22 protein-coding genes are annotated in these 23,787 nt (G+C 61.2%); 12 read left to right on the top strand and 10 right to left on the bottom strand.

Features of this window, described 5'->3' with window-relative positions:
* The first annotated feature begins 5 nt into the window (after positions 1-5).
* Together guaA and AC5P60_RS17555 are read left to right on the top strand one after the other, a co-directional pair.
* Complete coding sequence (gene guaA, locus AC5P60_RS17550) at positions 6-1,571, top strand: glutamine-hydrolyzing GMP synthase (RefSeq protein WP_005413109.1); 1,566 nt, start codon at positions 6-8, stop codon at positions 1,569-1,571.
* 144 nt (positions 1,572-1,715) lie between these two features.
* On the top strand, positions 1,716-4,001 hold the full coding sequence (locus AC5P60_RS17555; RefSeq protein WP_483692787.1) for an nSTAND3 domain-containing NTPase: 2,286 nt from the start codon (positions 1,716-1,718) through the stop codon (positions 3,999-4,001).
* Between the two features lie 558 nt (positions 4,002-4,559).
* On the opposite strand, the gene AC5P60_RS17560 is transcribed toward AC5P60_RS17555, so the two are convergent.
* From AC5P60_RS17560 to AC5P60_RS17570, 3 genes are all read right to left on the bottom strand, one after another.
* On the bottom strand, positions 4,560-7,097 hold the full coding sequence (locus AC5P60_RS17560; RefSeq protein ID WP_483692786.1) for an AlbA family DNA-binding domain-containing protein: 2,538 nt from the start codon (positions 7,095-7,097) through the stop codon (positions 4,560-4,562).
* A 218-nt stretch (positions 7,098-7,315) separates the two neighbouring features.
* Positions 7,316-7,675: a hypothetical protein gene (locus AC5P60_RS17565; protein WP_483692785.1), complete on the bottom strand. Its 360-nt coding sequence runs from the start codon at positions 7,673-7,675 to the stop codon at positions 7,316-7,318.
* A 553-nt stretch (positions 7,676-8,228) separates the two neighbouring features.
* Positions 8,229-9,152 (bottom strand): LysR family transcriptional regulator, encoded by a 924-nt coding sequence (locus AC5P60_RS17570; protein ID WP_483692784.1) that lies wholly within the window; start codon positions 9,150-9,152, stop codon positions 8,229-8,231.
* A gap of 96 nt (positions 9,153-9,248) precedes the next feature.
* Here AC5P60_RS17570 and AC5P60_RS17575 point away from each other — a divergent pair, with 96 nt between their 5' ends.
* The 5 genes from AC5P60_RS17575 (at position 9,249) to AC5P60_RS17595 (ending at position 14,503) form a co-directional block, all read left to right on the top strand.
* Entirely contained in the window at positions 9,249-10,088 is an 840-nt protein-coding gene (locus tag AC5P60_RS17575) for a type 1 glutamine amidotransferase domain-containing protein (RefSeq protein ID WP_483692783.1), read from the top strand.
* An 81-nt stretch (positions 10,089-10,169) separates the two neighbouring features.
* Positions 10,170-10,964, top strand: coding sequence for an SDR family NAD(P)-dependent oxidoreductase (locus AC5P60_RS17580; RefSeq protein ID WP_483692782.1), 795 nt, complete (start codon positions 10,170-10,172; stop codon positions 10,962-10,964).
* A 106-nt stretch (positions 10,965-11,070) separates the two neighbouring features.
* Positions 11,071-11,802: a hypothetical protein gene (locus tag AC5P60_RS17585; RefSeq protein WP_483693035.1), complete on the top strand. Its 732-nt coding sequence runs from the start codon at positions 11,071-11,073 to the stop codon at positions 11,800-11,802.
* Between the two features lie 78 nt (positions 11,803-11,880).
* Positions 11,881-12,360, top strand: a complete 480-nt coding sequence (locus AC5P60_RS17590) for a hypothetical protein (protein WP_483692781.1) — start codon at positions 11,881-11,883, stop codon at positions 12,358-12,360.
* A gap of 1,360 nt (positions 12,361-13,720) precedes the next feature.
* Positions 13,721-14,503 carry a 3-hydroxybutyrate dehydrogenase gene (locus AC5P60_RS17595; RefSeq protein ID WP_483692780.1) on the top strand — a complete coding sequence of 261 codons (783 nt, stop codon included), beginning with the start codon at positions 13,721-13,723 and terminating at the stop codon, positions 14,501-14,503.
* On the opposite strand, the gene AC5P60_RS17600 is transcribed toward AC5P60_RS17595, so the two are convergent.
* Positions 14,500-14,871 carry a DUF4180 domain-containing protein gene (locus tag AC5P60_RS17600; RefSeq protein ID WP_483692779.1) on the bottom strand — a complete coding sequence of 124 codons (372 nt, stop codon included), beginning with the start codon at positions 14,869-14,871 and terminating at the stop codon, positions 14,500-14,502. The two genes, AC5P60_RS17595 and AC5P60_RS17600, sit on opposite strands and share 4 nt — an antisense overlap.
* Positions 14,872-15,014: 143 nt before the next feature.
* On the opposite strand from AC5P60_RS17600, the gene AC5P60_RS17605 reads away from it, so the two are divergent.
* Positions 15,015-16,301: an alpha/beta hydrolase family protein gene (locus AC5P60_RS17605; RefSeq protein WP_483692778.1), complete on the top strand. Its 1,287-nt coding sequence runs from the start codon at positions 15,015-15,017 to the stop codon at positions 16,299-16,301.
* 53 nt (positions 16,302-16,354) lie between these two features.
* Here the strand turns inward: AC5P60_RS17605 and AC5P60_RS17610 are convergent, their stop codons facing one another.
* The 3 genes from AC5P60_RS17610 to AC5P60_RS17620 are packed head-to-tail and all read right to left on the bottom strand — an operon-like array spanning position 16,355 to position 17,597.
* The gene (locus AC5P60_RS17610) at positions 16,355-16,813 is read right to left on the bottom strand and encodes an SRPBCC family protein (protein WP_262089690.1); all 459 of its coding nucleotides are present in this window, start codon (positions 16,811-16,813) and stop codon (positions 16,355-16,357) included.
* Between the two features lie 2 nt (positions 16,814-16,815).
* Positions 16,816-17,130 (bottom strand): ArsR/SmtB family transcription factor, encoded by a 315-nt coding sequence (locus AC5P60_RS17615; RefSeq protein WP_149901928.1) that lies wholly within the window; start codon positions 17,128-17,130, stop codon positions 16,816-16,818.
* Positions 17,131-17,141: 11 nt separating this feature from the next.
* Positions 17,142-17,597, bottom strand: coding sequence for an SRPBCC family protein (locus AC5P60_RS17620; protein WP_049403165.1), 456 nt, complete (start codon positions 17,595-17,597; stop codon positions 17,142-17,144).
* A gap of 164 nt (positions 17,598-17,761) precedes the next feature.
* Between AC5P60_RS17620 and AC5P60_RS17625 the strand changes: the two genes are divergently transcribed.
* From AC5P60_RS17625 to AC5P60_RS17640, 4 genes are all read left to right on the top strand, one after another.
* Positions 17,762-18,286: a GNAT family N-acetyltransferase gene (locus AC5P60_RS17625; RefSeq protein WP_235649938.1), complete on the top strand. Its 525-nt coding sequence runs from the start codon at positions 17,762-17,764 to the stop codon at positions 18,284-18,286.
* A gap of 94 nt (positions 18,287-18,380) precedes the next feature.
* Positions 18,381-20,150 carry an oleate hydratase gene (locus AC5P60_RS17630; protein WP_483692777.1) on the top strand — a complete coding sequence of 590 codons (1,770 nt, stop codon included), beginning with the start codon at positions 18,381-18,383 and terminating at the stop codon, positions 20,148-20,150.
* Between the two features lie 86 nt (positions 20,151-20,236).
* Positions 20,237-20,824, top strand: a complete 588-nt coding sequence (locus AC5P60_RS17635) for a TetR/AcrR family transcriptional regulator (RefSeq protein WP_483692776.1) — start codon at positions 20,237-20,239, stop codon at positions 20,822-20,824.
* A gap of 92 nt (positions 20,825-20,916) precedes the next feature.
* Positions 20,917-21,417: a hypothetical protein gene (locus tag AC5P60_RS17640; RefSeq protein WP_483692775.1), complete on the top strand. Its 501-nt coding sequence runs from the start codon at positions 20,917-20,919 to the stop codon at positions 21,415-21,417.
* An 11-nt stretch (positions 21,418-21,428) separates the two neighbouring features.
* On the opposite strand, the gene AC5P60_RS17645 is transcribed toward AC5P60_RS17640, so the two are convergent.
* The 3 genes from AC5P60_RS17645 to ftrA form a co-directional block, all read right to left on the bottom strand.
* Positions 21,429-21,896 carry a chemotaxis protein CheW gene (locus AC5P60_RS17645; protein WP_005409336.1) on the bottom strand — a complete coding sequence of 156 codons (468 nt, stop codon included), beginning with the start codon at positions 21,894-21,896 and terminating at the stop codon, positions 21,429-21,431.
* Positions 21,897-22,003: 107 nt separating this feature from the next.
* Entirely contained in the window at positions 22,004-22,438 is a 435-nt protein-coding gene (locus tag AC5P60_RS17650; RefSeq protein ID WP_032965809.1) for a BLUF domain-containing protein, read from the bottom strand.
* A 95-nt stretch (positions 22,439-22,533) separates the two neighbouring features.
* Positions 22,534-23,535 (bottom strand): transcriptional regulator FtrA, encoded by a 1,002-nt coding sequence (ftrA, locus tag AC5P60_RS17655; protein WP_483692774.1) that lies wholly within the window; start codon positions 23,533-23,535, stop codon positions 22,534-22,536.
* Positions 23,536-23,787 lie beyond the last annotated feature (252 nt).

Below are 23,787 nucleotides of genomic sequence, written 5' to 3' on the forward strand. Positions count from 1 at the left end.
GCGCCATGACCAACATCCATAACGACAAGATCCTCATCCTCGATTTCGGCGCGCAGTACACGCAGCTGATCGCCCGCCGCATCCGCGAGCTGGGCGTCTACTGCGAAATCTGGGCGTGGGACCACAATCCGGCCGAGATCGCGGCGTTTGGCGCCAAGGGCATCATCCTGTCCGGTGGCCCGGAATCGACCACACTGCCGGGTGCGCCGGCCGCGCCGCAGGAAGTGTTCGACAGCGGCCTGCCGATCTTCGGCATCTGCTACGGCATGCAGACCCTGGCCGCGCAGCTGGGCGGTGCCACCGAAGCCGCTGACCAGCGCGAGTTCGGCCACGCCGAAGTGAACGTGATCAACCCCGATGCGCTGTTCAAGGGCCTGAGCGACCACGGCGGCGAGCCGAAGCTGAATGTCTGGATGAGCCACGGCGACCATGTCTCCGTTGCACCGCCGGGCTTCACCATCACCGCCACCACCGACCGCATTCCGGTGGCCGCCATGGCCAACGAAGAAAAGCGCTGGTACGGCGTGCAGTTCCACCCGGAAGTGACCCACACCCTGCAGGGCCAGGCGCTGCTGCGCCGCTTCGTGGTGGACGTGTGCGGCTGCCAGACCCTGTGGACCGCCGCGAACATCATCGACGACCAGATCGCCCGCGTGCGCGAACAGGTGGGCGATGACGAAGTGATCCTGGGCCTGTCCGGCGGCGTCGATTCGTCCGTGGTGGCCGCGCTGCTGCACAAGGCCATCGGCGAAAAGCTGACCTGCGTGTTCGTGGATACCGGCCTGCTGCGCTGGCAGGAAGGCGACCAGGTGATGGCGATGTTTGCCGAGCACATGGGCGTGAAGGTCGTACGCGTGAATGCCGCCGATCGTTACTTCGCCGCGCTGGAAGGCGTGAGCGACCCGGAAGCCAAGCGCAAGATCATCGGCAACCTGTTCGTTGAGATCTTCGATGAAGAATCGAACAAGCTGAAGAACGCCAAGTGGCTGGCACAGGGCACCATCTACCCGGACGTGATCGAGTCGGCCGGCAGCAAGACCGGCAAGGCGCATGTGATCAAGAGCCACCACAACGTGGGCGGCCTGCCGGAGCACATGAAGCTGGGCCTGGTGGAGCCGCTGCGCGAGCTGTTCAAGGACGAAGTGCGCCGCCTGGGCGTGGAGCTGGGTCTGCCGCGCACCATGGTCTACCGCCATCCGTTCCCGGGCCCGGGCCTGGGCGTGCGTATCCTGGGTGAAGTGAAGCGCGAATACGCCGAGCTGCTGGCCAAGGCCGACGCCATCTTCATTGATGAGCTGCGCAAGGCCGACCTGTACGACAAGACCAGCCAGGCGTTTGCTGTGTTCCTGCCGGTGAAGTCGGTGGGCGTGGTGGGCGATGCGCGGGCGTATGAGTGGGTGATTGCGCTGCGGGCCGTGGAGACGATTGACTTCATGACCGCGCATTGGGCGCATCTGCCGTATGAGTTCCTGGGTACGGTGAGCAACCGGATCATCAATGAGTTGCGGGGGGTGTCGCGGGTGGTTTATGACATCTCGGGGAAGCCGCCGGCTACTATTGAGTGGGAATGAGCGGGTATGGCCTGCAGATGAAAGAGAAATGGCGACCATGAGTCGCCATTTTTTTGCCAGTACATTGCGGGGATTAGCCCCAAAGTAGTTCAATGCCCCAAAAGAGCGCATGATCGTTATCGTACAGGAAAGGAGATCTTCGCGATGAGGTACAGTTTTTCAAATCTATCTTCAGCGGACTTTGAGGATCTGGTTCTTGATCTCATTGGCAGAGAGGAAAATCTTCGCTTCGAAGCTTTTTGTGCGGGGGCGGACGGTGGAGTGGATGGTCGTCATGCGCAAAGTGGCGGAAGTGTGATAATTCAAGCAAAGCACTATGAGGGCTCCCAATTTAGTAAGTTGGTGGCTGCGATAAGGCGCGAGCGTTTGGCAATTGATAGGCTCCAGCCGACGCGCTACATACTTGCTACATCATGCAGGCTCACTCCGTTAGGTAAAAATAGGATCGCCTCTATTATTGGTCCTAGTTTAAATTCTGAGTCAGATATATTTGGCCCAGATGACATTAATGCACTCCTTCGAAAGCACGTCGATGTGCTTAAGTCACACATAAAGCTTTGGCTTTCAGGTGCTGGCGTTCTTGATCGTGTAGTTCGAGCAGCAGCCCATACTTTTGCGGCCATGACAACAAGTGAAATTGAGCGTAAGGTCAGGATCTACGCCTCAAACCCCAGCTTCAATGAGTCGCTTGCAGTGCTTGAAAGGTCTAGGCTTCTCATAATTTCTGGTCCGCCAGGTGTCGGAAAAACTACTCTCGCGGAGATGTTGTGTTACGCATTTCTGAGTGAAGGTTGGGACCTTATTCCAATCCGGAGCCTCGATGATGGGTTTTCTTCAATATTGGATGGCAAGAAGCAAATATTTCTATTTGATGATTTTCTTGGAAAGGTTGCATTGGATCGGAAGGCTCTTGCTCAAAAAGACTCCGAGCTGGCTCGGTTCATGGACAGAGTTCGAAGATCTCCCAATGCCCGGTTTATTCTAACGACGAGAGGTTATGTTCTGGAGGAGGCTCGCCAGGTATCCGAGTATCTTGGAGATGAAAGGCTTGATATATCTAAATATGTCCTCGACGTTGGGATTTATACAAGGCGAATCAAGGCCAGGATTCTTTACAATCATCTGCTTGTGTCGCGAACTCCTCTTCCGTACCTGCAATCCCTAATCGATAGCAATAAATTGGCGGCGATAGTTGATCACAAAAACTATAATCCTCGAATAATTGAAGTGATGACGGATGAATTGAGGCTAATCGATGTTTCGCCTGGTGAGTATCCAGTTGCCTTCGTTGATGCTTTGAATAATCCAAGTAGGATATGGGAACGGGCATTTAGAACTCATATTGATCACCGTTGCAGGAATCTTTTGATAGCTATGTTCTTTCACTCCGAGTATGGGGTGCATGCTACTAGTCTGCGTCTATCTTTTGATGCTCTGAATGTTGCGATGTGCTCTGCGTATGGCGCAACTCACGGGCCGAAGGACTTCGAGGAGTGCATTCGAACTCTTGAGGGGAGTTTCATCAATATTATCGATGTTGGTGGGCCGATTGTTTCCTATTTAAATCCTTCTCTAAGGGACTATCTGTCAGGCTATCTTAAGGATGCTCATCTCCTGTCGGCTCTGGTGCCTGCTGCTATGTCAGTAGACTGGCTAATTAAAATCTGGGACTTTGTGTATCCCGAGGGGCTTTCTCTCGAGGAGCAAACAAAAGTCGCGATTAGTGGCGTTTGTGTGCTCGAAATGATTGAAACTCGCCCGCTGTGGCGTCGTTGCGCAGGGGATGCTCGCACGCTTGAGTATAATGATGCTCCAAACTCGAAAAGAATTCGAATGCTTATGGAGTGGTGGGAGCTTACTCGTGATCAGAGATTTGCTGAGAGTATTATGAGGATTGCTCGAGATCCGCGTGGCGGATTTGAGGCATGGGCAGACGGGGATGTGTTGATTGCGTTCTTGTCCAGGCGCGGTGATCAAAGTGCTGAGCGAAAATTTGTCTATGAGAAAGAGTTGCTCGAGATTCTTGAGCGTGCTCTTGTTGATATTGTTAGATGGAGTTCTTGTGACATGCTTTCGAATCTCGTTGACGCAGTGGATGCATCACCAAGCTTGCCGGTGAGCATTTCAAGGGCGCTAGAGGAGGCTGTTGTTGAAGAGTTTCGTGACAACTCTATTCGGATACGGGAGGATGAGAGTGAGTCATCCCTCTCGGACAGGATTTCGGACTTGAAGAAGTTTGCTTCTCGGTTTGGCGTTTCAGAGGCTATTTTGAATAGCGCGATTTCGGACATCGAGGAGAGAATTGCTTTTATCGAGGACGGCTTCAGTGCTGCTCCATCGCCTAGTTTTCCAGCATCGAGTAAGGAGGAGCGAGATGTTTTTAGCGACCAATCGCTGCGAGACCTGTTCATCCCGTTGCTTGATCAGTAGGTGATGCGGTGAGCATGTGGGAGAGGTGTCCGAACGAGTTGTTCGTTGGGCCCAGCAATGTTGCTGGAAATGTAATTTACACCGGCAGGCTTGCTGGCGACAGCTTCCTTTCTGTAGCTTTTCAATCAGATTGAGAGCTCGAGAGCTCCAACGGGATATCTGCTCGACGAGAACGTAACGAGCGTTGGCCGTAAACGTGCGGGGCCGACGGATATAGGCAAGGATGCAGCCAAGTGCGACCGAAGAAGTCACTGGGGGAAGGAGGTATGGGTTGACGGCTACCGCACATGCACTGCAGTTCGCACCAGAGGCGGCCACGACTGAGCGTGGGGCTCTAAAGATCCAGCGACAGTAGATAGGGGATGCTGCTCGGCTGAGGGCGTATTTTGATCAATTCCAATCCAGTCAATTGAGATAATTTAGCGGCCTTTCGGGATCGACTGGTAGTGTGTTCCAGGAAGGAGGGCGCGGTGAGCGCCCTTGCTATTCCGGTATCGCTCTCCTGCAGCGACGAGAAAATCTTCAAGGATCCTGTTCGCAGCTTCCTTGCGCTGTCGCCTAGTCCAGTCCTTCAATGGTAAGTATCGCGCTTTTCCAGGCTTTTGCGCGCGTAGTCCCGAGTTTGGATGGTTGAATTTTCTGTAGTGCGCGAAGGGCCGTGGACACGCGTGTGCGCGCGCCACGTGATGCACCCGAGTCCGAGGCAGACGTGCTGGTAGACAATTTGCTCGTTGAGGAGACGAGTCTCTCGAAACACTCTTGACGATAGTCTCCATTCTCCAAGCATGCCACTGCAACATCGAACGCCTGAAGGCTGGCGCTAATGTCGTGCCCAGCAGTCAGCTTCCAAGCGACGTCATGCACTGCACGGAGATCAGAGCGATGCGCATCCGCCTCTTTTGTCGCGTATTTCGTAAGAGAGATAGCCTCCCGAAGATCAGATGCCGCCTTCAGAAGCAATTCAACTGAAGAGGACGACTGACCATCGCGGCTTCGCAGTAGTGCAATCTGTACATAAGCTCGAGCACGAAGTGGAAGCCACCTTGCGCAGTCGAACACGAGGTCTATTGCCAAATTTGCTATGTCTAGAGCAGCGGCATGTTGACCGATGCTTTCAGCTGCGCTGTACCACATATCAAAAAGCAATGGCTTCTTCTGCCCGTTCCGATGGGCTGAAGAGAAGGCTTCAATAGCCTTCGCCGGGTCGCGATCCTTTAAACAGCGCCCTTTCAGTAGGAGAAGGTCAGGATTATTGGAGTCCTTGCAAAGGGCTTGGTCGACGGTGGCGAGAGCCTCGGTAAGTTGGCCAGACTTCAGTAATGCCATTGTCTGATTGACTGCGAGACCGACCTTGCTTCGCGCAGCCTTTCCTGCAGATGAAGCGGCTCGCTGCAAGTACTCTTTTGCTGATCCTCTTAGTCTTGCCGGGTCGGCTACCAATGTTGTCTCGGTATCGAAAACAGCAGCTGCCGTTGACTCTGGTACAGAGAAGCGTGGCTCGTTCTTTATTATCTTTGGGGCGTCAACTAGGAAAAGAGTCTGTAGTTCATTCAGAGCGTCATCGAACTCCACCATTCCAAGCTTGGTCACGTCCAGTAGTTCGGCACGAGAGCACTCTCTGAGAACTGACGCAACAAATAGTATTCGCTTGGCCGGAGAGCTAAGGGCGGTAATTTCTTTATTTAATGCCGCTGCGCGTGCGTCCTCGCCGGGCTTTTTGAACCACTCGGCTATTGCATCCTCAAATGAGTAGCCCTGGCGCATCAAGCGAAGCATGGACTCTGTCCATAGTGGTGATCCATCACTTTGGGCTTCCAGTTTCTCGCGTTCGCGCGTGCTTAAATCGCTGAGCCCCAAGCGTCGCACCCGATCCTTTACGAAGGATATATATGCTTCACCCTTTAATCCACCGACAACGATGCACTGCTCATTGGAGAATGCATAGTTTGCGCGAGTGGTTAATAGGAACTTCGAGCTTGATCCTGCCGAAAGCTGTTGAACAATCTCAAATACACGCCGCTGCTCATTAGGGGCAAGCGAGTCAATGTCATCGACGACAATAAATGAAGGAATTTCTTTCAAGCTGGTTCGTAGCAGCTTTTGAAGCGTGTACTCCGTTTCATTTGATTCGTCTCCCGAGATTACAGCTGCAGTACTTATGCAGAGCGCTTCAAGAAGTTCTCTTGGGTTTTCGTACCAGCTGTATGGAAGGTCTACAAAATCATTTCGGTCTGCACGGAATTGCCTTTTTTTGGCGGAAAGCCACAAAACTTGAATGTATGGTAGGGGGGCGTTCTTAAAGAAGCGACTTGCAAATTCATAGGCGATTGAAGTCTTTCCTTTTCCCCCTGCGCCAGCTAGTAGCCGGACTGGCTCAAGCTCATCGGCAACCCATGCCCATAAGTCTGAAAGAATGTCCTCTCTTCCGAAGAGGTGAGCGCAAATAACGCTGCGGTCGGGAAGGTTGTTTGGGACGATCCTGGCGGAAACTGTGGCAGAAGAAACAATATTCCTTCCTGCGATGAGCTCTTCAGGGTTGCGCTGCCCATTAAGAAACTCCCATTGCTGGCTGATAGTAGCTGGGAGGCTTCGATCTCCCTGTCTGAAGTATGTCGTTTTCTCAAGAAACAGAGGTTTCCCTGGCCGGTACTCCGGCCCATTTCGCTGGAGGAAAACCGGAGGGGAGTCTGGTGTTCGTCGAGGTATGAAAACATATGCTACAGACTTATTTAATATATTTATGTCCCCAACGGATATCTGTATCGGTGCCGAGCAGTATGAATCTAGGGCGCCCCTTAGAGCTCCTGTGAAATCTTCAGGTCGACTATATCCGCAGATTTCAAATCTCTCGTCGCGTGCAGTCTCGTTAACCCCGATTAGAATATAGCCGCCGTACGAATTGTGAAATGCTGTAATGTCCTTGGTCAGCTCCGCGTACGCCAGCTTATCTGCCTGAAAATGTGCTTTGTAGTCCCAAAGGTCGCGCTCGGCTGGTACCGGGGTGCCCTCAGGGAAGAAGACACCTTCAAGTTCATTGCCGATCTTTCCGTTCCTCACCCCATCCACAACGCGTTGAAGTTGTGTTGTCAGTTCCATTGCCCCCCCCCTTGCTTCACCGAGTGTTTGACCGAAGTAACTCGTGTGCTACGACGTCACCTTGTGCAGTAGGGCAGTGACGCGGCTTGTTGTCAATTGGTCTTGGGTATCATGCCCAGCGAAGCGTCGACTACCTATTAGTTCGATAGGGCTGGCGGGGGAGCTGTTGGGTTGGTGTACTTCAGTTGGCGTCCCTCAAACGAATATAGGTGCTGCTGTTAACTAGACGGCCTAACCTCATGACAACCCCACTCAACCAACCCCCGGCAAGCCAGAAACAGCCCATCGACAACCCCCTCATCCAAATGCCGCTCCGGGTCCGCTGCTACCCGGCAGCGGTCTGCCGCGTGTAGCAACTCCAGTACGGTCAACGCCCCCACCATCGCGCGCTCGCTCCGCGCCAGGCTCACGCGGCGGCCGGGTGACACATCGGTTTCCGGCCAAGGATGCCCATCTGCACCTTCGCAGCCGCGCATGCGCTTGAGGATGCCGAGGAGGTAGTTCAGGTCGGGCAGGGGAGTGTCGTCGTTGATGGGTTCAACAACGGTGTACGAAGAGAAGGTGTCGGATTCGTTCATGGCGTCGGCTTCCGTGGCTATGCTTAACAGCGCCACCGCGAAGAGGGTGGCGGACGATGCGTGGCTGCAAACCGGGACGAAGTAGTGCCATGACCGGTGGATCCGAAGACCCCCACGCACCGCCCGCCATACAGGCCGACGGATTGCCCGCCGGCACCGGTTAAGGACGGTGCCGACGGGCAAGCGTAAACAACAGGCACAACAATCGTCGCGGGTTTGCAGACCCGGAGCCACCCGTTGTCGGTGGCACGTCATGTTGGTTACGCCGCCGCTTCGAATGCCAATAGAAATTCGCGAAGAAATCGCGGAATCCGAGAGCAGAGGACTATTGTTGCACGCACCATTCGTGCAGCACGCGACACCGCCGGACGCATTCGCGCAGCTGCTCTGCTGATACCGAATCAAAGTGGCGCAATCGCCTACGCCACAAGCGAATAGCGCGACGGCATTCTTTGCAACAGTTCTTAATCCGACTCGCCAAGCAGCGGCGCGCGATCAGCCGCACAGCCCGAAATTCGGTTCAAACACGACAGCATCGGTGAGCGTCGGAGCTTCAACCCACGCCCTGCTCAACCCCCGCCGCATTCCCCACCAGCAACTCAATCATCGCCCGCGCCGCCGCCGATTGCCGTCGATGCGGCGCATAGATGACCGAGAACGGCCGAGACCGCCCCCGCAGCTGTGGCAGCACTTCCACCAACTGCCCCCGCTGCAACCGCTCGCGCACGATGAACTCGTAGCTCTGGCAGATGCCGATGCCCTGTTCGGCCAGCGACACCACGCCCAGCACATCGTCGGAGGTCTCGATGGACGAGCGCGGCAGCCAATCCACGTCGCGCCCCTCGTCGCGGAAGATCCACGGCGCCAGCCGCCCGGTGCGCGGCATCACAAAGGGCAGGCACAGGTGCTGCTGCAGGTCGTCCAGCGTTTGCGGCGTGCCGCGGCGCTGCAGGTAGTCCGGCGCAGCCACCAGCAGCAGTGGGGCATCTTCCAGCTTTCGCGCCACCAGTCCGCTGTCCGGCAGCTGGCCCAGGCGGATGGCCAGGTCGAAGCCTTCGGCCACCAGGTCCACGTTGCGGTTGGTGATGTTCAGTTCCACCTGCACCTGCGGGTACTGCTGCGCAAAGCGCGCCAGCACGGGCGGCAGCCGGTAGTGGCCATAGGTGGTGGGCACGCTCAGGCGCACGCGGCCGGCCAGCGCACCGTCCTGGGCCAGTACGTCGCGTTCGGCGTCGTCCAGCAGGCCGAAGGCGGTGCGCACCTGTTCCAGATAGAGCCGACCGGCGTCGGTCAGGCCCACGCGGCGGGTGGTCCGCTGCAGCAGCTGCCGGCCCAGCCGCGCTTCCAGGCGGGTGACCGCGCGGCTCAGCACCGAGGGCGTGGTGGACAGCGCCACCGCGCCGGCGGTGAACGAGCCGTGCTCGACCACCGCCAGGAACACCTCCACATCGCCCAGGTAGTCGAACTTGCGGCTCATTTGGCTCTCCGGGGAACAGATGTTTTGCGATGGGGCCAATTTATCGCCGCTGGGGCGATGAATAAAGTGGCCGCCATTCCCCGATAGGAGCTCCCCATGAACCTGATGACCCGGCTGGCCGCAGCGCTGGCCCTGACCCTGGCCGCCAGCGGCGCCCACGCCGCCAATGCGCTGGTGGTGCTGTCCGATGAAAGCCACCTGGACCTGAAGGACGGCAAGGTGCTGTCCACCGGCTTCTATCTCAACGAGCTGATGCAGCCGGTCAAGCTGTTGCTGGACGCCGGCCACCAGGTGACCTTCGCCACGCCACAGGGGCGGGCGCCGACGGTGGATGCGTCCTCGGTGACGCCGGCGTACTTCGGCAACGATGCGGCGCAGCTGACGCTGCACAAGGAGTTGCTGGAGAAACTGGCGCTGACCTCGCCGACGGGCTCGCCGGTGCTGAGCCTGGCGCGCATCGAGCAGCAGGGTTACGCCCACTTCGATGCGGTCTACATTCCCGGTGGTCACGCGCCGATGCAGGACCTGCTGAAAAGCCCGGCGCTGGGCCGGCTGCTGGCCGACTTCCACCAGCGCAACAAGACCACCGCGCTGGTCTGCCACGGGCCGATCGCGCTGCTGTCCACGCTGCCGGATGCGGCGGGTTTCGTGGCAAAGCTGGAGGCGGGCGCGATGCCGGGCGCGCCGAAGTGGATCTACAGCGGCTACCGGATGACGGTGATCAGCAACCAGGAAGAAGAGCAGGCCAAGCCGCTGCTGGGCGGCGGTGAGATGAAGTTCTACCCGCAGACCGCGTTGCAGCGGGCGGGTGCGACGTTCAGTAGCAACGCCACGCCGTGGACGGGGCATGTGGTGGTGGACCGCGAGCTGATTACCGGCCAGAACCCGGCCTCGGCGCTGGAGGTCGGGCAGCGGTTGGTGGAGCGGTTGAAGTAAGCCCGACAGCACATCTGTTTTTTCGGTGAGTCCTGCGCTCGGCGCGCGGGACGCCCAATTCCTACTCAAAGGATAAACCTCGTGGATCTTCAACTGGCGGGCAAGACCGCACTCGTCACCGGCGCGACCGCTGGTATTGGCCTGGCTATCGCGCGCACGTTGACACGCGAAGGCGTAAGCGTGACCCTCACCGGGCGTGACCCGGGAAAGCTGCAGGCAGCCATGGCCGAGATCAGCGCTGTGGCGCCGGGCGCGCAACTGACTACGGTGGTGGCTGATTTGGCCAGCGCCGAGGGCGCGGCCGCCGTGATCGCGGCACAGCCCGATACCGATATCCTGATCAACAACCTGGGCTACTACGAAGCGAAGGCCTTTGCCGACATCAGCGACGATGACTGGATGCGCATGCTGGAGGTCAACGTATTGTCCGGCGTGCGCCTGTCGCGGCACTACTTCCCGCGCATGCTGGAGCGGAACTGGGGCAGGGTGATCTTCATGTCCAGCGAGGTAGGTGCGTTCACGCCGCCGGACATGGTGCATTACGGGGTGAGCAAGTCGGCGCAGCTGGCGGTGTCGCGTGGCCTGGCTGAGCTGACTCGGGGCACCGGGGTGACGGTCAACAGCGTGCTGCCATCGGCCACACGCTCGGACGGCATTGTGGAATACCTGCGCCAGACCGCGCCGCGACCGGGCATGACCGATGCAGAGATTGAAGCGCACTTCTTCCAGACCTACCGGCCCAGTTCGCTGATCGCGCGGATGATCGAGGCCGACGAGATCGCGGCAATGGTGGCACTGCTGGCCAGCCCGCTGGGCGCGGCCTCCAATGGCGCGGCGGTGCGCGTAGAGGGCGGCACCTACCGGTCCATTCTGTGATGCGGCGGTTGGGCCGGTTTGGCGCGTGATGTGGCGCGTGGCACCATGGCGGACCGGCGCCGCTCTTCGGGCGGGGCCGTTTTCCCAGGGAAGCCTTCAACACGACATGCGAACGTCCTTCTTCATTCTCTCCGCCCTGTGCCTTGGCCTGCTGGGTGGTTGCGCCAGCGGGCCGGAGGAACACGTCTGGAACCGTGAGGTCACCAGCGCCTTTGTGGCCGAAGACGGACAGCTGTACCTGCTGCCGCGCTATGACGCGCCGATGCGCTTCAATGCCGCGCCGTTCCGCGAATATCGGGCGCTGATGGACAGCCCGCTGCGCGAGGCGGTGGCCTGCGCGCAGATGTACTTCCATGAAGACTGGCGCGACCCGGCCAACAAAGCCAAGGTGCACGGCAGCTATGCGCTGCTGCTGCGGCCGGAGCAGGTGACGGCGGAGCAGGCCGCGCAGTTCAAGCTGGAGCGGATTGAGGTCCCCCCGCGCGAGGCCAAGGCCGTGGAGGAGCGGGCGCGCTACTACCTGCCGATGGACCGGACCCGCTACGCGCTGGCGTTTGACCGGGCCTGCAATCTTTCAAGAAAGGGCGGCAGCTATTACAGCGCGCTGTTCGAGGGCGACGGCGAGCAGGTGCAGTTGCCGGATGCTGCGGCACTGGCAGAGAAGGGGAAGCTGGCACAGCCGATCAATGCGCGCGCGCAGCGGATCCTGCCGGAGAGGGAGGACAAGCCGGGTGTGGGTTCGGCGGCGGGCAAGGTGCTGGGGGCCGCGTTGATCCCTGTGGCGGTTCCGGTGTTTGTGTTGAGCCTGCCGTTCCTGGGGCCGGATCACTGGAAGTGATGGGGCGCTGAGGGAGAGCATCCACGCATGGCGTGGATCTACTTGGGCATCGCCTGAACGTTCATCCTGGAGATCTGTGTGCCCAGCACGCTGGAAACTGTTTTGAAGACCGTAGGTTTCATTGTCCTTGCGGCACTTCCGTTGGTGATCCTCTGGTTCACCCTTCGGCGAATGGCAGCAAGTGCTCGCTCGTCCGTGAACTCGGGGCTGCGTTTGCATGCTCCGCGCCGGATTTCCGGCAGGTCCATGACCTTGGTGATGGTGGATGGGAAAGAAGATCGGGAGCACTACTTCTTTGATGCGGAGTCCTTCTACCTGCGGCGTGGGCCGGTGCCCACGGCGGTTCCGCTTTCGCAGATCACCTCAGTCACGCGAACGTCCGACAGGATCTACGGGCGCTATGTCTGGCAGGTGTGCTTCAGCAAAGCATCGGGCAGAAAGTGCGTGACGTTTGCCAACAACCTGACGCTGTTCAATCGCGACTTCCTGCTCTTTCTGGAGGCGGTGCGAAAGGCCAACCCGCTCGCGACCGTTGATCGAGCGAGCGTTCTCTTCTAGAGCGTGTTGAAGTTCGGTATGAACAGTGTCACTGCAATGGCATCACAGCGCGCAGCCCATGTTCGACCGATGTGATCGATGAGAGATGGGCGTTTGTTGCGCGGTATCTGATGCCGAAGCATTCTCATGCGTGGCAGTGCAAGTATGATCTGCGATGAACACGCAAAGCCCGTAACATGGAACGAGGTCCGCTCGTTTCTGCGCGCGATGCGAAGCGTGGGCCTTGTCACCTGTGACGAAGACGCATTTGAGACAATTGTCGAGACGATTTACGTTTATGGCATGCGGTCAATCTCTGCGGAGTAGTTCCTGATGATGTGCCGATCGACGCTGGATGTATCCCTGATTCACGCCTACGCGCTTCCTCTCGGCATATGCGTGGCAGCAGCCGTGGTTCTGATCACAATATGGTTTGCATCCCGCTCTGGCGGGGTGCCAGCCAGGAATATTGCGCTCGGCTCGGCGCTGGCCGTTGTTGTCGTAGTTGCCTTTGGCCTCGTATATCAAGCGCGAACAGCGTACATCGCCGTTACAGATGGCCAGCTGATTGGGTCAGCAGCGTTTGTCCGACTGCAGCTCCCGCTTTCCAGTGTCTCGTGGCAGGACGCTTCCGATGCTTCAAGGATCACGCTGCCTCACCGGCAACTTGGGACCAGCACAGGGGGCGTTGAACTTGGCAAGTTCCGCATGCAGAACGGTCGCAACGTCTTCGTGCTGCGCACGGACCGTAGCTCTGTTCTCGTCACAACCAGAGGGGATACTGACTTGATTCTGGACCGACGTCTTCACGAACAGCTCAAAGCATGCTTGGATCAGGTACGTGAGACCGGCGGCCATCGAGGAAGATTGCAATGATCAGCAGGAAGTACTGGTTTACCAGGAAAAAGTACGGATGGGGTTGGGGGATGCCGTGCGCGTGGCAGGGCTGGCTGGTGTACGCAGTCGCATTCGGCCTGCTGCTGGCGGGTCCGTTTCTGTTCTCTCCATTTCGCGAGCCCATCGCGTTTCAGCTCTACACGTGGGCCGTAGTGTTGGTCCTTGTCCTCATCTGCTGGATGAAAGGCGCCCCCCCCGGTTGGCGGTGGGGGGAGTAGAACGGCTGCAGAAGCTATTTTCGGACCTGTTCGATTTCGATCCGCCGGGCAAAGCATGGATGCATTGCCCTATGTGGGAGTCGGACAGTATCGCTAGCAGGCCACGACTGCGCCCCCTCTGAGGTGTACCGTTTTGAATGAACGCTGGACACTTCCCTCCGCGGGTACCCAACGCGTTCTAGCCGTTGATTGACCAAGGTAGCGTCGCTTAAAGGGGCGCGCCGGTGGAGCTACACTGGCCACCTACGCCCAATGGAAGCTCACCCATGTTCAGTGGAAAGGTTGCGGTGGTCACCGGCTCCACCAGCGGTATCGGTCTTGGCATCGCCACGGCGCTGGCGCGGCAAGGTGCCGATATCGTGCTGAATGGCTTCGGCGATGCGGCGGAGATCGAACGCATCCGTACCCGCCTGGAAGCTGAATTCGGCGTGCGGGTGGTGCACGATGGCGCGGACCTTTCCCGGGGCGAGGCGGTGCGCGCGATGATCGACCGCGTCGTGACGACGATGGGCCGCATCGACATCCTGGTGAATAATGCTGGCATCCAGTACACCGCGTCGATCGAGGAATTCCCGGTCGACAAGTGGGATGCGATCCTGGCGCTGAATCTGTCGGCGGTGTTCCATGCCACGTCGGCGGCCTTGCCGCACATGAAGCAGCAGGGCGCTGGCCGCATCATCAACATCGCGTCGGTGCACGGGTTGGTGGGCTCGGTGAACAAGTCGGCCTATGTGGCGGCCAAGCATGGCGTGGTGGGGTTCACCAAGGTGACCGCGCTGGAGAATGCGGGCACCGGCATCACCGCCAACGCCATCTGCCCGGGCTGGGTGCGAACGGCGCTGGTCGAGCAGCAGATCACTGCGTTGGCGGAGAAGGAAGGCACGGATCAGGAGTCCGCCGCTCGCGCGCTGTTGGCCGAGAAGCAGCCTTCGCTGCAGTTCGTGACGCCCGATCAGCTGGGCGGGATGGTGGTGTTCCTGGCTTCGGACGCGGCGGCACAGATCACCGGCACGGCGCTGCCGGTGGATGGGGGCTGGACGGCGCGCTAGCTGGCCGACACGGGAAGACGTGACAGCAGGGCGTCCCAATCGGCGACAAAGCAGCCGTCGCGGCCGCGGTTGCACTCGGTGATCCATGCATCCAGCGACGGGCTTTGTGCGCGGCAGGCGCTGACGTCGCCCAGTACGGCGAAGCGCAGGCGGTAGTTCACCAGCATCTGCAGCCATTGCCCGGCCATGCCGGAGCGCAGCTCGAAGAAGTCCGCCGAAAGGCGTTGCACCGGCACGGCGATCCACTGGGCCTGGTGCCCGAGGGCATCGCCGACCAGGTTGCGTAGGGCGCCGGCATCGAGCATCGGGCCCTGCGGCTCCACGCGCAGGATGCGGGTGGTGCCGATGTGTTCCAAGTGTGGGTGCATGGCGTTCTGAAGTCCGTATCGTCCTTCCAGTATGGCTATGGCAGAAGGCGACGGCGAGCGGGTGCAACATGAATCTGGCGAACGAACGCGCTAGGCTGCGCCCGGCGCCTGCGCGACGCGGGTTTACTGTAATGGGGACGGGCATGGCAGGGTGGAAGAGTCGTTCGCTGTTGAGCGCGGTGCTGGTGTGTTCGGGCCTGCCGGTTGCAGCCGCCGAGCTGTGCACGGTCAGTGCCTACGGTGACGGGCAGGGCAACATCGTAGTGCTGGGCGCACCCGCCGCGGCACCGGCCACGGGGCAGCGTTATCTGATGCTGGACGGGCGACGTGGCGCCACCGGCGATGCCAACGCGCCGGTGAGCTGCAGCGGCGATGTGGTCAGCTTCAGGTCGCCTGCGGAGGCCACGCAGCGCTGGCAGCGACTGCCGACCCGCGATACCGATGCTACTTTCACCAGTGCCGGAACCAAGCTGGTCGGGCAGTTGATCGAACCCGCCGGTCCGGCCGATCCCAATCGGCCGCTGGTGGTGCTGGTCCATGGCTCGGAACGCACGATGGCGGTGGCGGCGATCTACCAACGCATGCTGGTGGCGCAGGGAATCTCGGTGTTCGCCTACCAGAAGCGTGGCACCGGCGATTCGGAAGGCGAGTACACGCAGAACTTCGAGCTGCTCGCTGACGACGCAGCGGCGGCGCTTGCTAAGGCGCGTGAACTGGCGAAAGGTCGCTTCGGCCGTGCCGGGTACTTCGGTGGCAGCCAGGGCGGTTGGATCGCGCCGCTGGCGGCCACGCGTTCGCAGGCGGATTTCGTGGCGATCGGTTTCGGGCTGGTGGTCTCGCCCATCGAGGAGGACCGCGAGCAGCTGTTCGATGAGGCACGGCGCATGCAGCTGGATGCGGCGGCGTTGGCGCAGGTCGGGCAGCTGTCAGAGGCCACCGCGCAGCTGATGCGCACGCATTTCAGTGAAGGTTTCGAGGCGCTTGCGAAGGTGCGTGCGCAGGTGGGTGCCGCGCCGTGGGCAAAGACCATCAGTGGCGAATACAGCGGTGACATGCTGCGCATGAGCGACGCCGACCTGCGCCGGATCGGTCGCGCGCGCTTCGATAACCTGGAGCTGATCTGGGACTACGACGCCGAGGCTGCGCTGCGCCGCCTGAAGGGGCCGTTGCTATGGGTGCTGGCCGAGCAGGACCGCGCCGCGCCGATTGCCGCCACGCGTTCGATCCTGTCGCGCCTGCGCGCGTCAGGACAGCCGATCGAGACCTACCTGTTCCCCGACACCGACCATGGCATGGTCGAGTTCCGCACCGATGCCGAGGGCAACCGCGTGTCGACGCGGATCACCGACGGCTATCTGCGCCTGCTGGCGGATTGGATCAAGCAGGATGTGCACGGACAATACGGGCGCGCGCGCACAGTGAGCGATTGAGCGGATGGTGGCGCAGGCGGCGGATGGCGCTCCGCCGCCGATAGCGGCACGACTCAGCTCGGCTTCGCAAACACATCCAATCCCTTGCCGGTCTCCAGCAGCGACTTCAGGCTCGACAGTACGATCGGCCAGCCCTGGCGGATGCCGGTATCCATGCCGCTGCCGGGTTCCAATTCGTCGTGGGTGACGGTCAGCCGCACCATGTCCTGGTAGGGCACGATCTCGAAGGTGACCCGGCTGTAGGCATCGGGATTGTCGGCCTGCGAGGCGGCGGCCCAGGTGATGACCAGCCGCGAGGGCGGGGTGCTTTCCACCACTTCGCCGACCAGCTCGACCGAGCGCGTTTCGTCGGCGCGCACGTGCTGCCAGCGCGAGCCGGGTTTCCAGTCCGAGACGTTCTCGTGGCCCCAGTAGCGACTGGCGATCTCGGGGCGGGTGATGGCCTCGAACACCTTCTGTGGCGTGGACGCGATGTAGATCACGTGGATGAAGCGGGTGGTCTCTGCGGACATCGTCATTCTCCTTCCAGTTCGCGTTTCAGGTCATGCAGCAGGCTCAGGCGCTGCTGCTCGAACTTGCTTACCCAGCGCTCGTAGACTTCATGCAGCGGCACCGGGTTGATGAAGTGCAGCTTCTCGCGGCCACGGCGCACAGTGCTGATCAGGTTGGCGTCTTCCAGAAGACCCAGGTGCTGGGTGACCGATTGCCGGGCCATGTCCAGGTGCTCGCACAGCTGGCCCAAGGTCTGGCCGTTGTCTTCGCAGAGCAGGTCCAGCAGCGTGCGGCGCGTGGGATCGGCCAGCGCCTTGAATACCTTGTCTGCATTCATGCGGGACGTCTTCAGTTCCAGTTGTCGATCCTGACGTCGTGGGGGTTGGGTTGGCCGTTGCCGGTTTCCAGCAGTGCCTTCAGGCTCATCAGGAACACCGCCCACTTGGTGCTGCAGTGGGAGGTGAACTCGACGCGCTCTTTCCAGCCTTCATGGGTGAACAGGACGATGCAGTAGTCGCCTTCCTGTTTCAGCGCGAAACGCGCATGCGTGCCGATCCATTCGGCAGGGCCGGCCAGGAACTTCCAGAGCACCAGCTCGCTGGGAATGAGCTGTTCCAGCTGCATTTCCATGGCACCGATTTCCTGGCCGTTATTGGTGAAACGGACCTTGACCGAGCCGCCGGCTTCGCGGCCGCCATGGGTGTCTTCAGCCCACCAGGCGGCGACGCCTTCGGGGGTGGCCAGCGCCTGGTACACCTGGCTTGCGGGGGCCTTGATGCCGACCCTGTGTGCGATATCCACCATTGCAGGTTCCTCGCATGGGCAGGCAGGTGCCGCCCTTGGGATGAACTATATGCAGGCAAATGCCTGCATGTCAAATCCGGCCCAGGGACTTCCGACCCTGGTAGTGCCGGCCGCTGGCCGGCATCCTCGTGACAGCTGATTGACGCGTTGACAGGAGTACGTGCATGACTGAAACAGGAGAGGACACCTTGACCATCCGCCGCGCCAGTGCGGCAGATGCCCCTGCGGTGCTGGCGCTGTTCGATGAGGTGATTGAATGGTTCGTGTCCATTGGCAATCTGCAGCAATGGGGCAGCGAGCCATGGTCCACGGTGCCACGCCGGATCACCCAGGTGACCGATGCGTGCGCGCTGCCTGGCGCATGGGTGGCCCAGAACGAGCAGGGTGAGGTGCGTGCGTTCCTGGCGCTGGGCGAGTCGATGCCCTATGTGCCGGCGCCCGATGGGCCGGAGCTGTACGTGCGGGTATTGGTGGCCTCGCGTGATGCGCGCGTGCGCGGCATTGGCCGTCGCCTGATGGCGTTTGCCGATGAGCAGGCGCGCGCTGCCGGCCTCGACCATCTGCGCGTGGACTGCTATGGCGGAGGCAGCGGTGATCTGGTGCGCTTCTACGAGTCCTGCGGCTACACGCGAATTGCGCCGTTCAACGTGGACGGCTGGCCAGGCATGCTGCTGGGCCGCCAGCTCTGACGCCGCTGCGTCATTCAGTCGCAGCATGCATGCAGGAATCGGTACATCGGTTCGGCGCTAGAGTGGGGTCACCCCCTCCAGGAAGGAGCAGCGCATGTACTACAGCAGTGGCAACTACGAAGCCTTTGCGCGCCCGCGCAAGCCCGCCGGTGTCGATGGCAAGCGCGCATGGTTCGTCGGTTCAGGCCTGGCCTCACTGGCCGGCGCTGCGTTCCTGATACGTGACGGGCGCATGGCCGGTGAACGCATCACCATCCTTGAACAGCAGCACATTCCTGGCGGTGCGCTGGATGGCCTGAAGGTGCCGGAGAAGGGTTTCGTGATCCGCGGCGGTCGCGAGATGGAAGACCATTTCGAGTGCCTGTGGGATCTGTTCCGCTCGATTCCGTCGCTGGAGATCGAGGATGCCAGCGTGCTGGATGAGTTCTACTGGTTGAACAAGGACGACCCGAACTATTCGCTGCAGCGCGCCACGATCAATCGCGGCGAAGATGCGCACACCGACGGTCTGTTCACACTCACCGAGCAGGCACAGAAGGACATCATCGCGCTGTTCCTGGCCACCCGTCAGGAGATGGAGAACAAGCGCATCAACGAAGTACTGGGCCGTGATTTCCTGGACAGCAACTTCTGGCTGTACTGGCGAACCATGTTCGCGTTCGAAGAGTGGCATTCGGCGCTGGAGATGAAGCTGTATCTGCATCGCTTCATCCACCATATCGGCGGCCTGCCGGATTTCTCGGCGCTGAAGTTCACGAAGTACAACCAGTACGAATCGCTGGTGCTGCCGCTGGTGAAGTGGTTGCAGGACCAGGGCGTGGTGTTCCAGTACGGTACCGAGGTGACCGACGTCGACTTTGATCTGCAGCCCGACCGCAAGCAGGCCACGCGCATCCATTGGATGCATGACGGTGTAGCCGGTGGCGTGGATCTCGGCGCGGATGATCTGCTGTTCATGACCATCGGTTCGCTGACCGAGAACTCGGATAATGGCGACCACCACACTGCGGCACGCCTGAACGAAGGCCCGGCGCCTGCCTGGGACCTGTGGCGCCGCATTGCCGCGAAGGATGACGCGTTCGGGCATCCGGATGTGTTCGGCGCGCACATTCCTGAAACCAAGTGGGAATCGGCAACGGTGACCACGCTGGATGCGCGCATTCCGGCCTACATCCAGAAGATCGCCAAGCGCGATCCCTTCAGCGGCAAAGTGGTGACCGGCGGCATCGTCAGCGTGCGCGACTCGCGCTGGCTGATGAGCTGGACGGTGAATCGCCAGCCACATTTCACGAACCAGCCCAAGGACCAGATCGTGGTCTGGGTGTATTCGTTGTTCGTGGATACGCCCGGCGACTACGTGAAGAAGCCGATGCAGGACTGCACCGGCGAGGAGATCACGCGCGAATGGCTGTATCACCTGGGCGTGCCGGTGGAAGAGATCGATGAGCTGGCCGCGACCGGCGCGAAGACAGTGCCGGTGATGATGCCGTACATCACGGCGTTCTTCATGCCACGCCAGGCAGGTGACCGCCCGGACGTGGTGCCGGAAGGTGCGGTGAACTTCGCTTTCATCGGCCAGTTCGCCGAATCGAAGCAGCGCGACTGCATCTTCACCACCGAGTACTCGGTGCGCACGCCGATGGAGGCGGTGTACACCTTGCTGGGGATCGAGCGTGGCGTGCCGGAGGTGTTCAATTCCACGTATGACGTGCGCTCGCTGCTGGCCGCGACCGGGCGCCTGCGTGATGGCAAGGAACTGGACATTCCCGGGCCAGCGTTCCTGCGCAACCTGCTGATGAACAAGCTGGACAAGACCCAGATCGGTGGTCTGCTGCGCGAGTTCAAGCTGGTGCAGGAGGACTGAGCGGGGCGTGGGTAGCGCCGGGCCATGCCCGGCGAGCCCGGCAGCGGGTAGTTGACAGCGTTTCAACCTACTAGTAGGTTGGCGACATGAAAGAGCCGCTCTCGCCCAAGGCCCAGGAGATCCTGGCCCATGCCCGTTCGCTGCTGGAGGCCGGTGGCTACAACGGCTTCAGCTACGCCGACGTGTCCGCGCGGGTGAACATCAGCAAGGCCAGCATCCATCACCACTTCCCCAGCAAGGCGGACCTGGTGCGCACGGTGGTTGAACTGTACCGGGCCGAGGCGCGCGAAGGCCTGGCGCTGCTGGACCGGCAGCTGGACGACCCGCTGCAGGAGCTCAACGCCTATGTGGAGTACTGGTCCAGCTGCATTGCAGGGGGGACGTCGTCGTTCTGCATCTGCGCGATGCTGGCAGCGGAGGCGCCGATGATCCCTGCGGAGATTGCCGATGAAGTGCGCGGGCATTTCGAGGATCTAAGCGGGTGGCTGACGGTGACGCTGGAGAAGGGCGCGGCGCTGGGCCAGTTGCGCCTGCAGGGTTCCCCTGCGGACGAGGCCAGGGCGTTCATGTCCTCGGTGCACGGCGCGATGCTGGCCGCGCGCGGTTTTGGTGACGCGGCGACCTTCGCGGCACTGGCACAGTTGGCGATCGCGCGGGTGAGTGCGGCGCTCTGAGAGATGTGTGGTGGGCCTGCGGCGACGCGGGCCTTCTTTTTGAGTCCAATGCCTACCTACTAGTAGGTTCATTCTATCCCTGGAGATGTCCCATGTCCCACCCTCTGTCCACGCTTGGCGTGATCCATACCGCTGTCAGCCTGATCCCGGTGTTGAGTGGCCTGTACGCCTTCATTCACCATCGCGCAATCGATCCCGCCACGCGCGCGGGCAAGCTGTACCTGGTGGGGCTGGTGCTGTCGGTGGCCACCTCGTTCACCGTGTCCAGCACGGGCGGGATCAACTCCGGCCACGCATTCGGGGTGATCGTGCTGCTGGTGACATTCGGCGGCGTGCTGGCCGCGCGGCTGCGCTGGCTGGGGCGCGCAGCACCTTATGCATCGACGTTTGCGCTGTCTTTCAGCTTCCTGCTGTCGTTGGTGCCCGGCGTCAACGAAACGCTGACCCGCGTGCCGGCAGCGCATCCGATTGCTGCCGCGCCGATGGCCCCGGTGGTGCTGCAGACGCTGCTGGGATTGGCGGCAGTGTTTGTGATCGGCGTTGCCGCGCAGTGCTGGAGGCTGCGAAACCGTGCCTTGGCAGGACGATCCTGAGACGCCGCCGGTCACTCCGGCGCGGCAAGTGCGCCCAGCAGTGCCACCGGTTCGATCAGTGCAGCCGAGCGCGCCGGGTCAAGTTGAATGTGCCGGCTGCAGAAGCCGAACGATCGGCCTGCGGCACGCTCGGGCACGCGTGCGCTCGCGTCCGGTGTCTCGATCTCCAGCACCTCATCCACGGCCAGCGCCAGCGTTGCGGTACCGGCATTGATCAACAGCATGGCCGGGCTGCCACCGTCGAATGCCGCTTGGCCGCTCATGCGGCGCAGGTCGACCACGGGTAATGGCTGCCCACGGACTTCCACGGTCGGCCTGCCGTTGCAGTCTGCAGGGCCGAATGCCTCCAGGCCGCGAATTTCGACGGCAGCCTGGATGTCGATCGCGAACAGGGCGGTGCCTGCACGCACGATGACGATCTCGAACAGGTCGGCGGGCGATGCGCGTGTTTCCGTTGCAGGTGGGGCGGGTACTGGCATGCGATGGGCGTGGCGAAGACAGCGGGAAGGAGGATCCTGATGATGACGCCCGAACGTAACGCACGGCCGCGTCGGCAGGCGCACGCAAGGCGACGGTTCAGTGTGTATCAGGCGGGGGCGCGTGGCGGCTCGACGGTGCCGATGCGTGGGAAATGCGGACGCAGCAGGCCAACGAGCTGATCCATGCCTGGAACGGAATGGCCAAATTCGTCCCATCGCGCATTGACCAGCCCGGACACGACGATCTGCCCGGTCTCGATGCGGGTCATCGCCCAGTAGGGTACGGCGCGTGCGCCGATTGCCATGTCCAGTACTGGGGCGACGGCGGCGTGCGAACGACTGTCGTGGATGCGGCGCCTGACCGCCTCCAGGCCGTCGGGCGGGCCTTCGATGTACTGGAAAAACCGCTGCCCGTCGACGAGCAGCGCTCCGGTGACGTCCACCCGGCGATTGAACGCGGCAGAGTCCGAGACGATCTGGCGGAGGGTTTCATCGGAAAGCCCAGCCGACATGTGGCTGGAGTAAGCAAATGCGTGGAGCATGGAAGGGGCTTCGTGTGACGCCCATCACTATACGTGGGTCTCCACCGTCCGCCGTGAGCCTTTTCTCACGTGGCGCTGGAGAGCGCTGAGCTGGATCAGCAACCCACCAGCCGATCCGCGCCAACACCGCCGCGATGCTGGCTGCGGTACTCGGTAGGGCTCGCATCGACCTGGCCACGGAAGTGACGACGGAACGATTCCTGCGAACCAAAGCCCGCCTGTTCTGCGATCCACTGCAGCGGCCGGTCGGTGGTTTCCAGCAGCTCACGGGCGTAGGCCACGCGCTCGCGGATCAGCCAGTCGATGGGCGACAGGCCGGTGGCCTCCAGGAACTGCCGCTGCAGGGTGCGTTGGCTGAGTGCGGCCTGCTCGGCGAGGCTGCCCAGCGAGTGCGGCTCGCGCAGGTTGCGGCGCATCCATTCCATCAGCCTTGCCAGGCGCGTGGGCTCGCCATGGGGAATGGCGCGGCTGACACGCTGGCTGCGTTCGGCATCACGCCACGGCGCCAGTACCAGCCGTTCGGCCACCAGGTTGGCCACGCGCGCACCGTAATCCTTGCGCACCATGTGCAACATCATGTCCATGCCGGTCGCCGAGCCGGCCGAGGTGATGATGCTGCCGGTGTCTACATACAGTGCATCTTCGCGCACATCGATGCGCGGGAACTCGCGCGCCAGCGCTTCGGTGAGGCGCCAGTGGGTGGTGGCCTGGCGGCCATCGAGCAGCCCGGCCCACGCCAGCACGAAGGCACCGGAGCAGATCGAAGCGATGCGCGCGCCACGGCCGTGGGCACGGATGAGTGCATCAAGCAGCGCCTGTGGCGGGCGCTCGCTGGGCTCGCGCCAACCGGGAATGACGATGATGTCGGCGTCATCAACTGTGCTGAGGTCGTAGGGAAGCTGCACCTGCGTTCCGCCAAGCATGCGCAGCGCACCGGGTTCACCCGCGCACAGCTGGGTGCGGTACCAGGCCACGCCGAGTTCCGGCCGCACCGGCGCGAACAGGCCAACCGCACAGCCGAACTCGAACAGGCCTTGGCCGTGGCAGGCAACGATGGCGACGAGCGGTGCGCTGGGATCGGAGGGTGGGCTGGGCATGGCTTGATGCTACGGGTGCAGATGCGGGGCGCTGCGTGGTGCGAGGGCATGAAGTGATGCCTGTGGAGCATGTACACAGGGGCATTCGCCTGGCTTGGGGCGCCCGACGGGGTAGAGTCGACTGTTAGTCGACTGCTGTTGGCGATACCGCCTGGAAGCCCGCGCTGCGCGCGATAGTCGACTGACAGTCGACTCTACCCCCGTAGGTTGTCGCCCGCCGCCCGCCGCCCGCCGCCCGCCGCCCATCACCCA

The organism is Stenotrophomonas sp. YJH_SMC_120 (assembly GCF_059368675.1).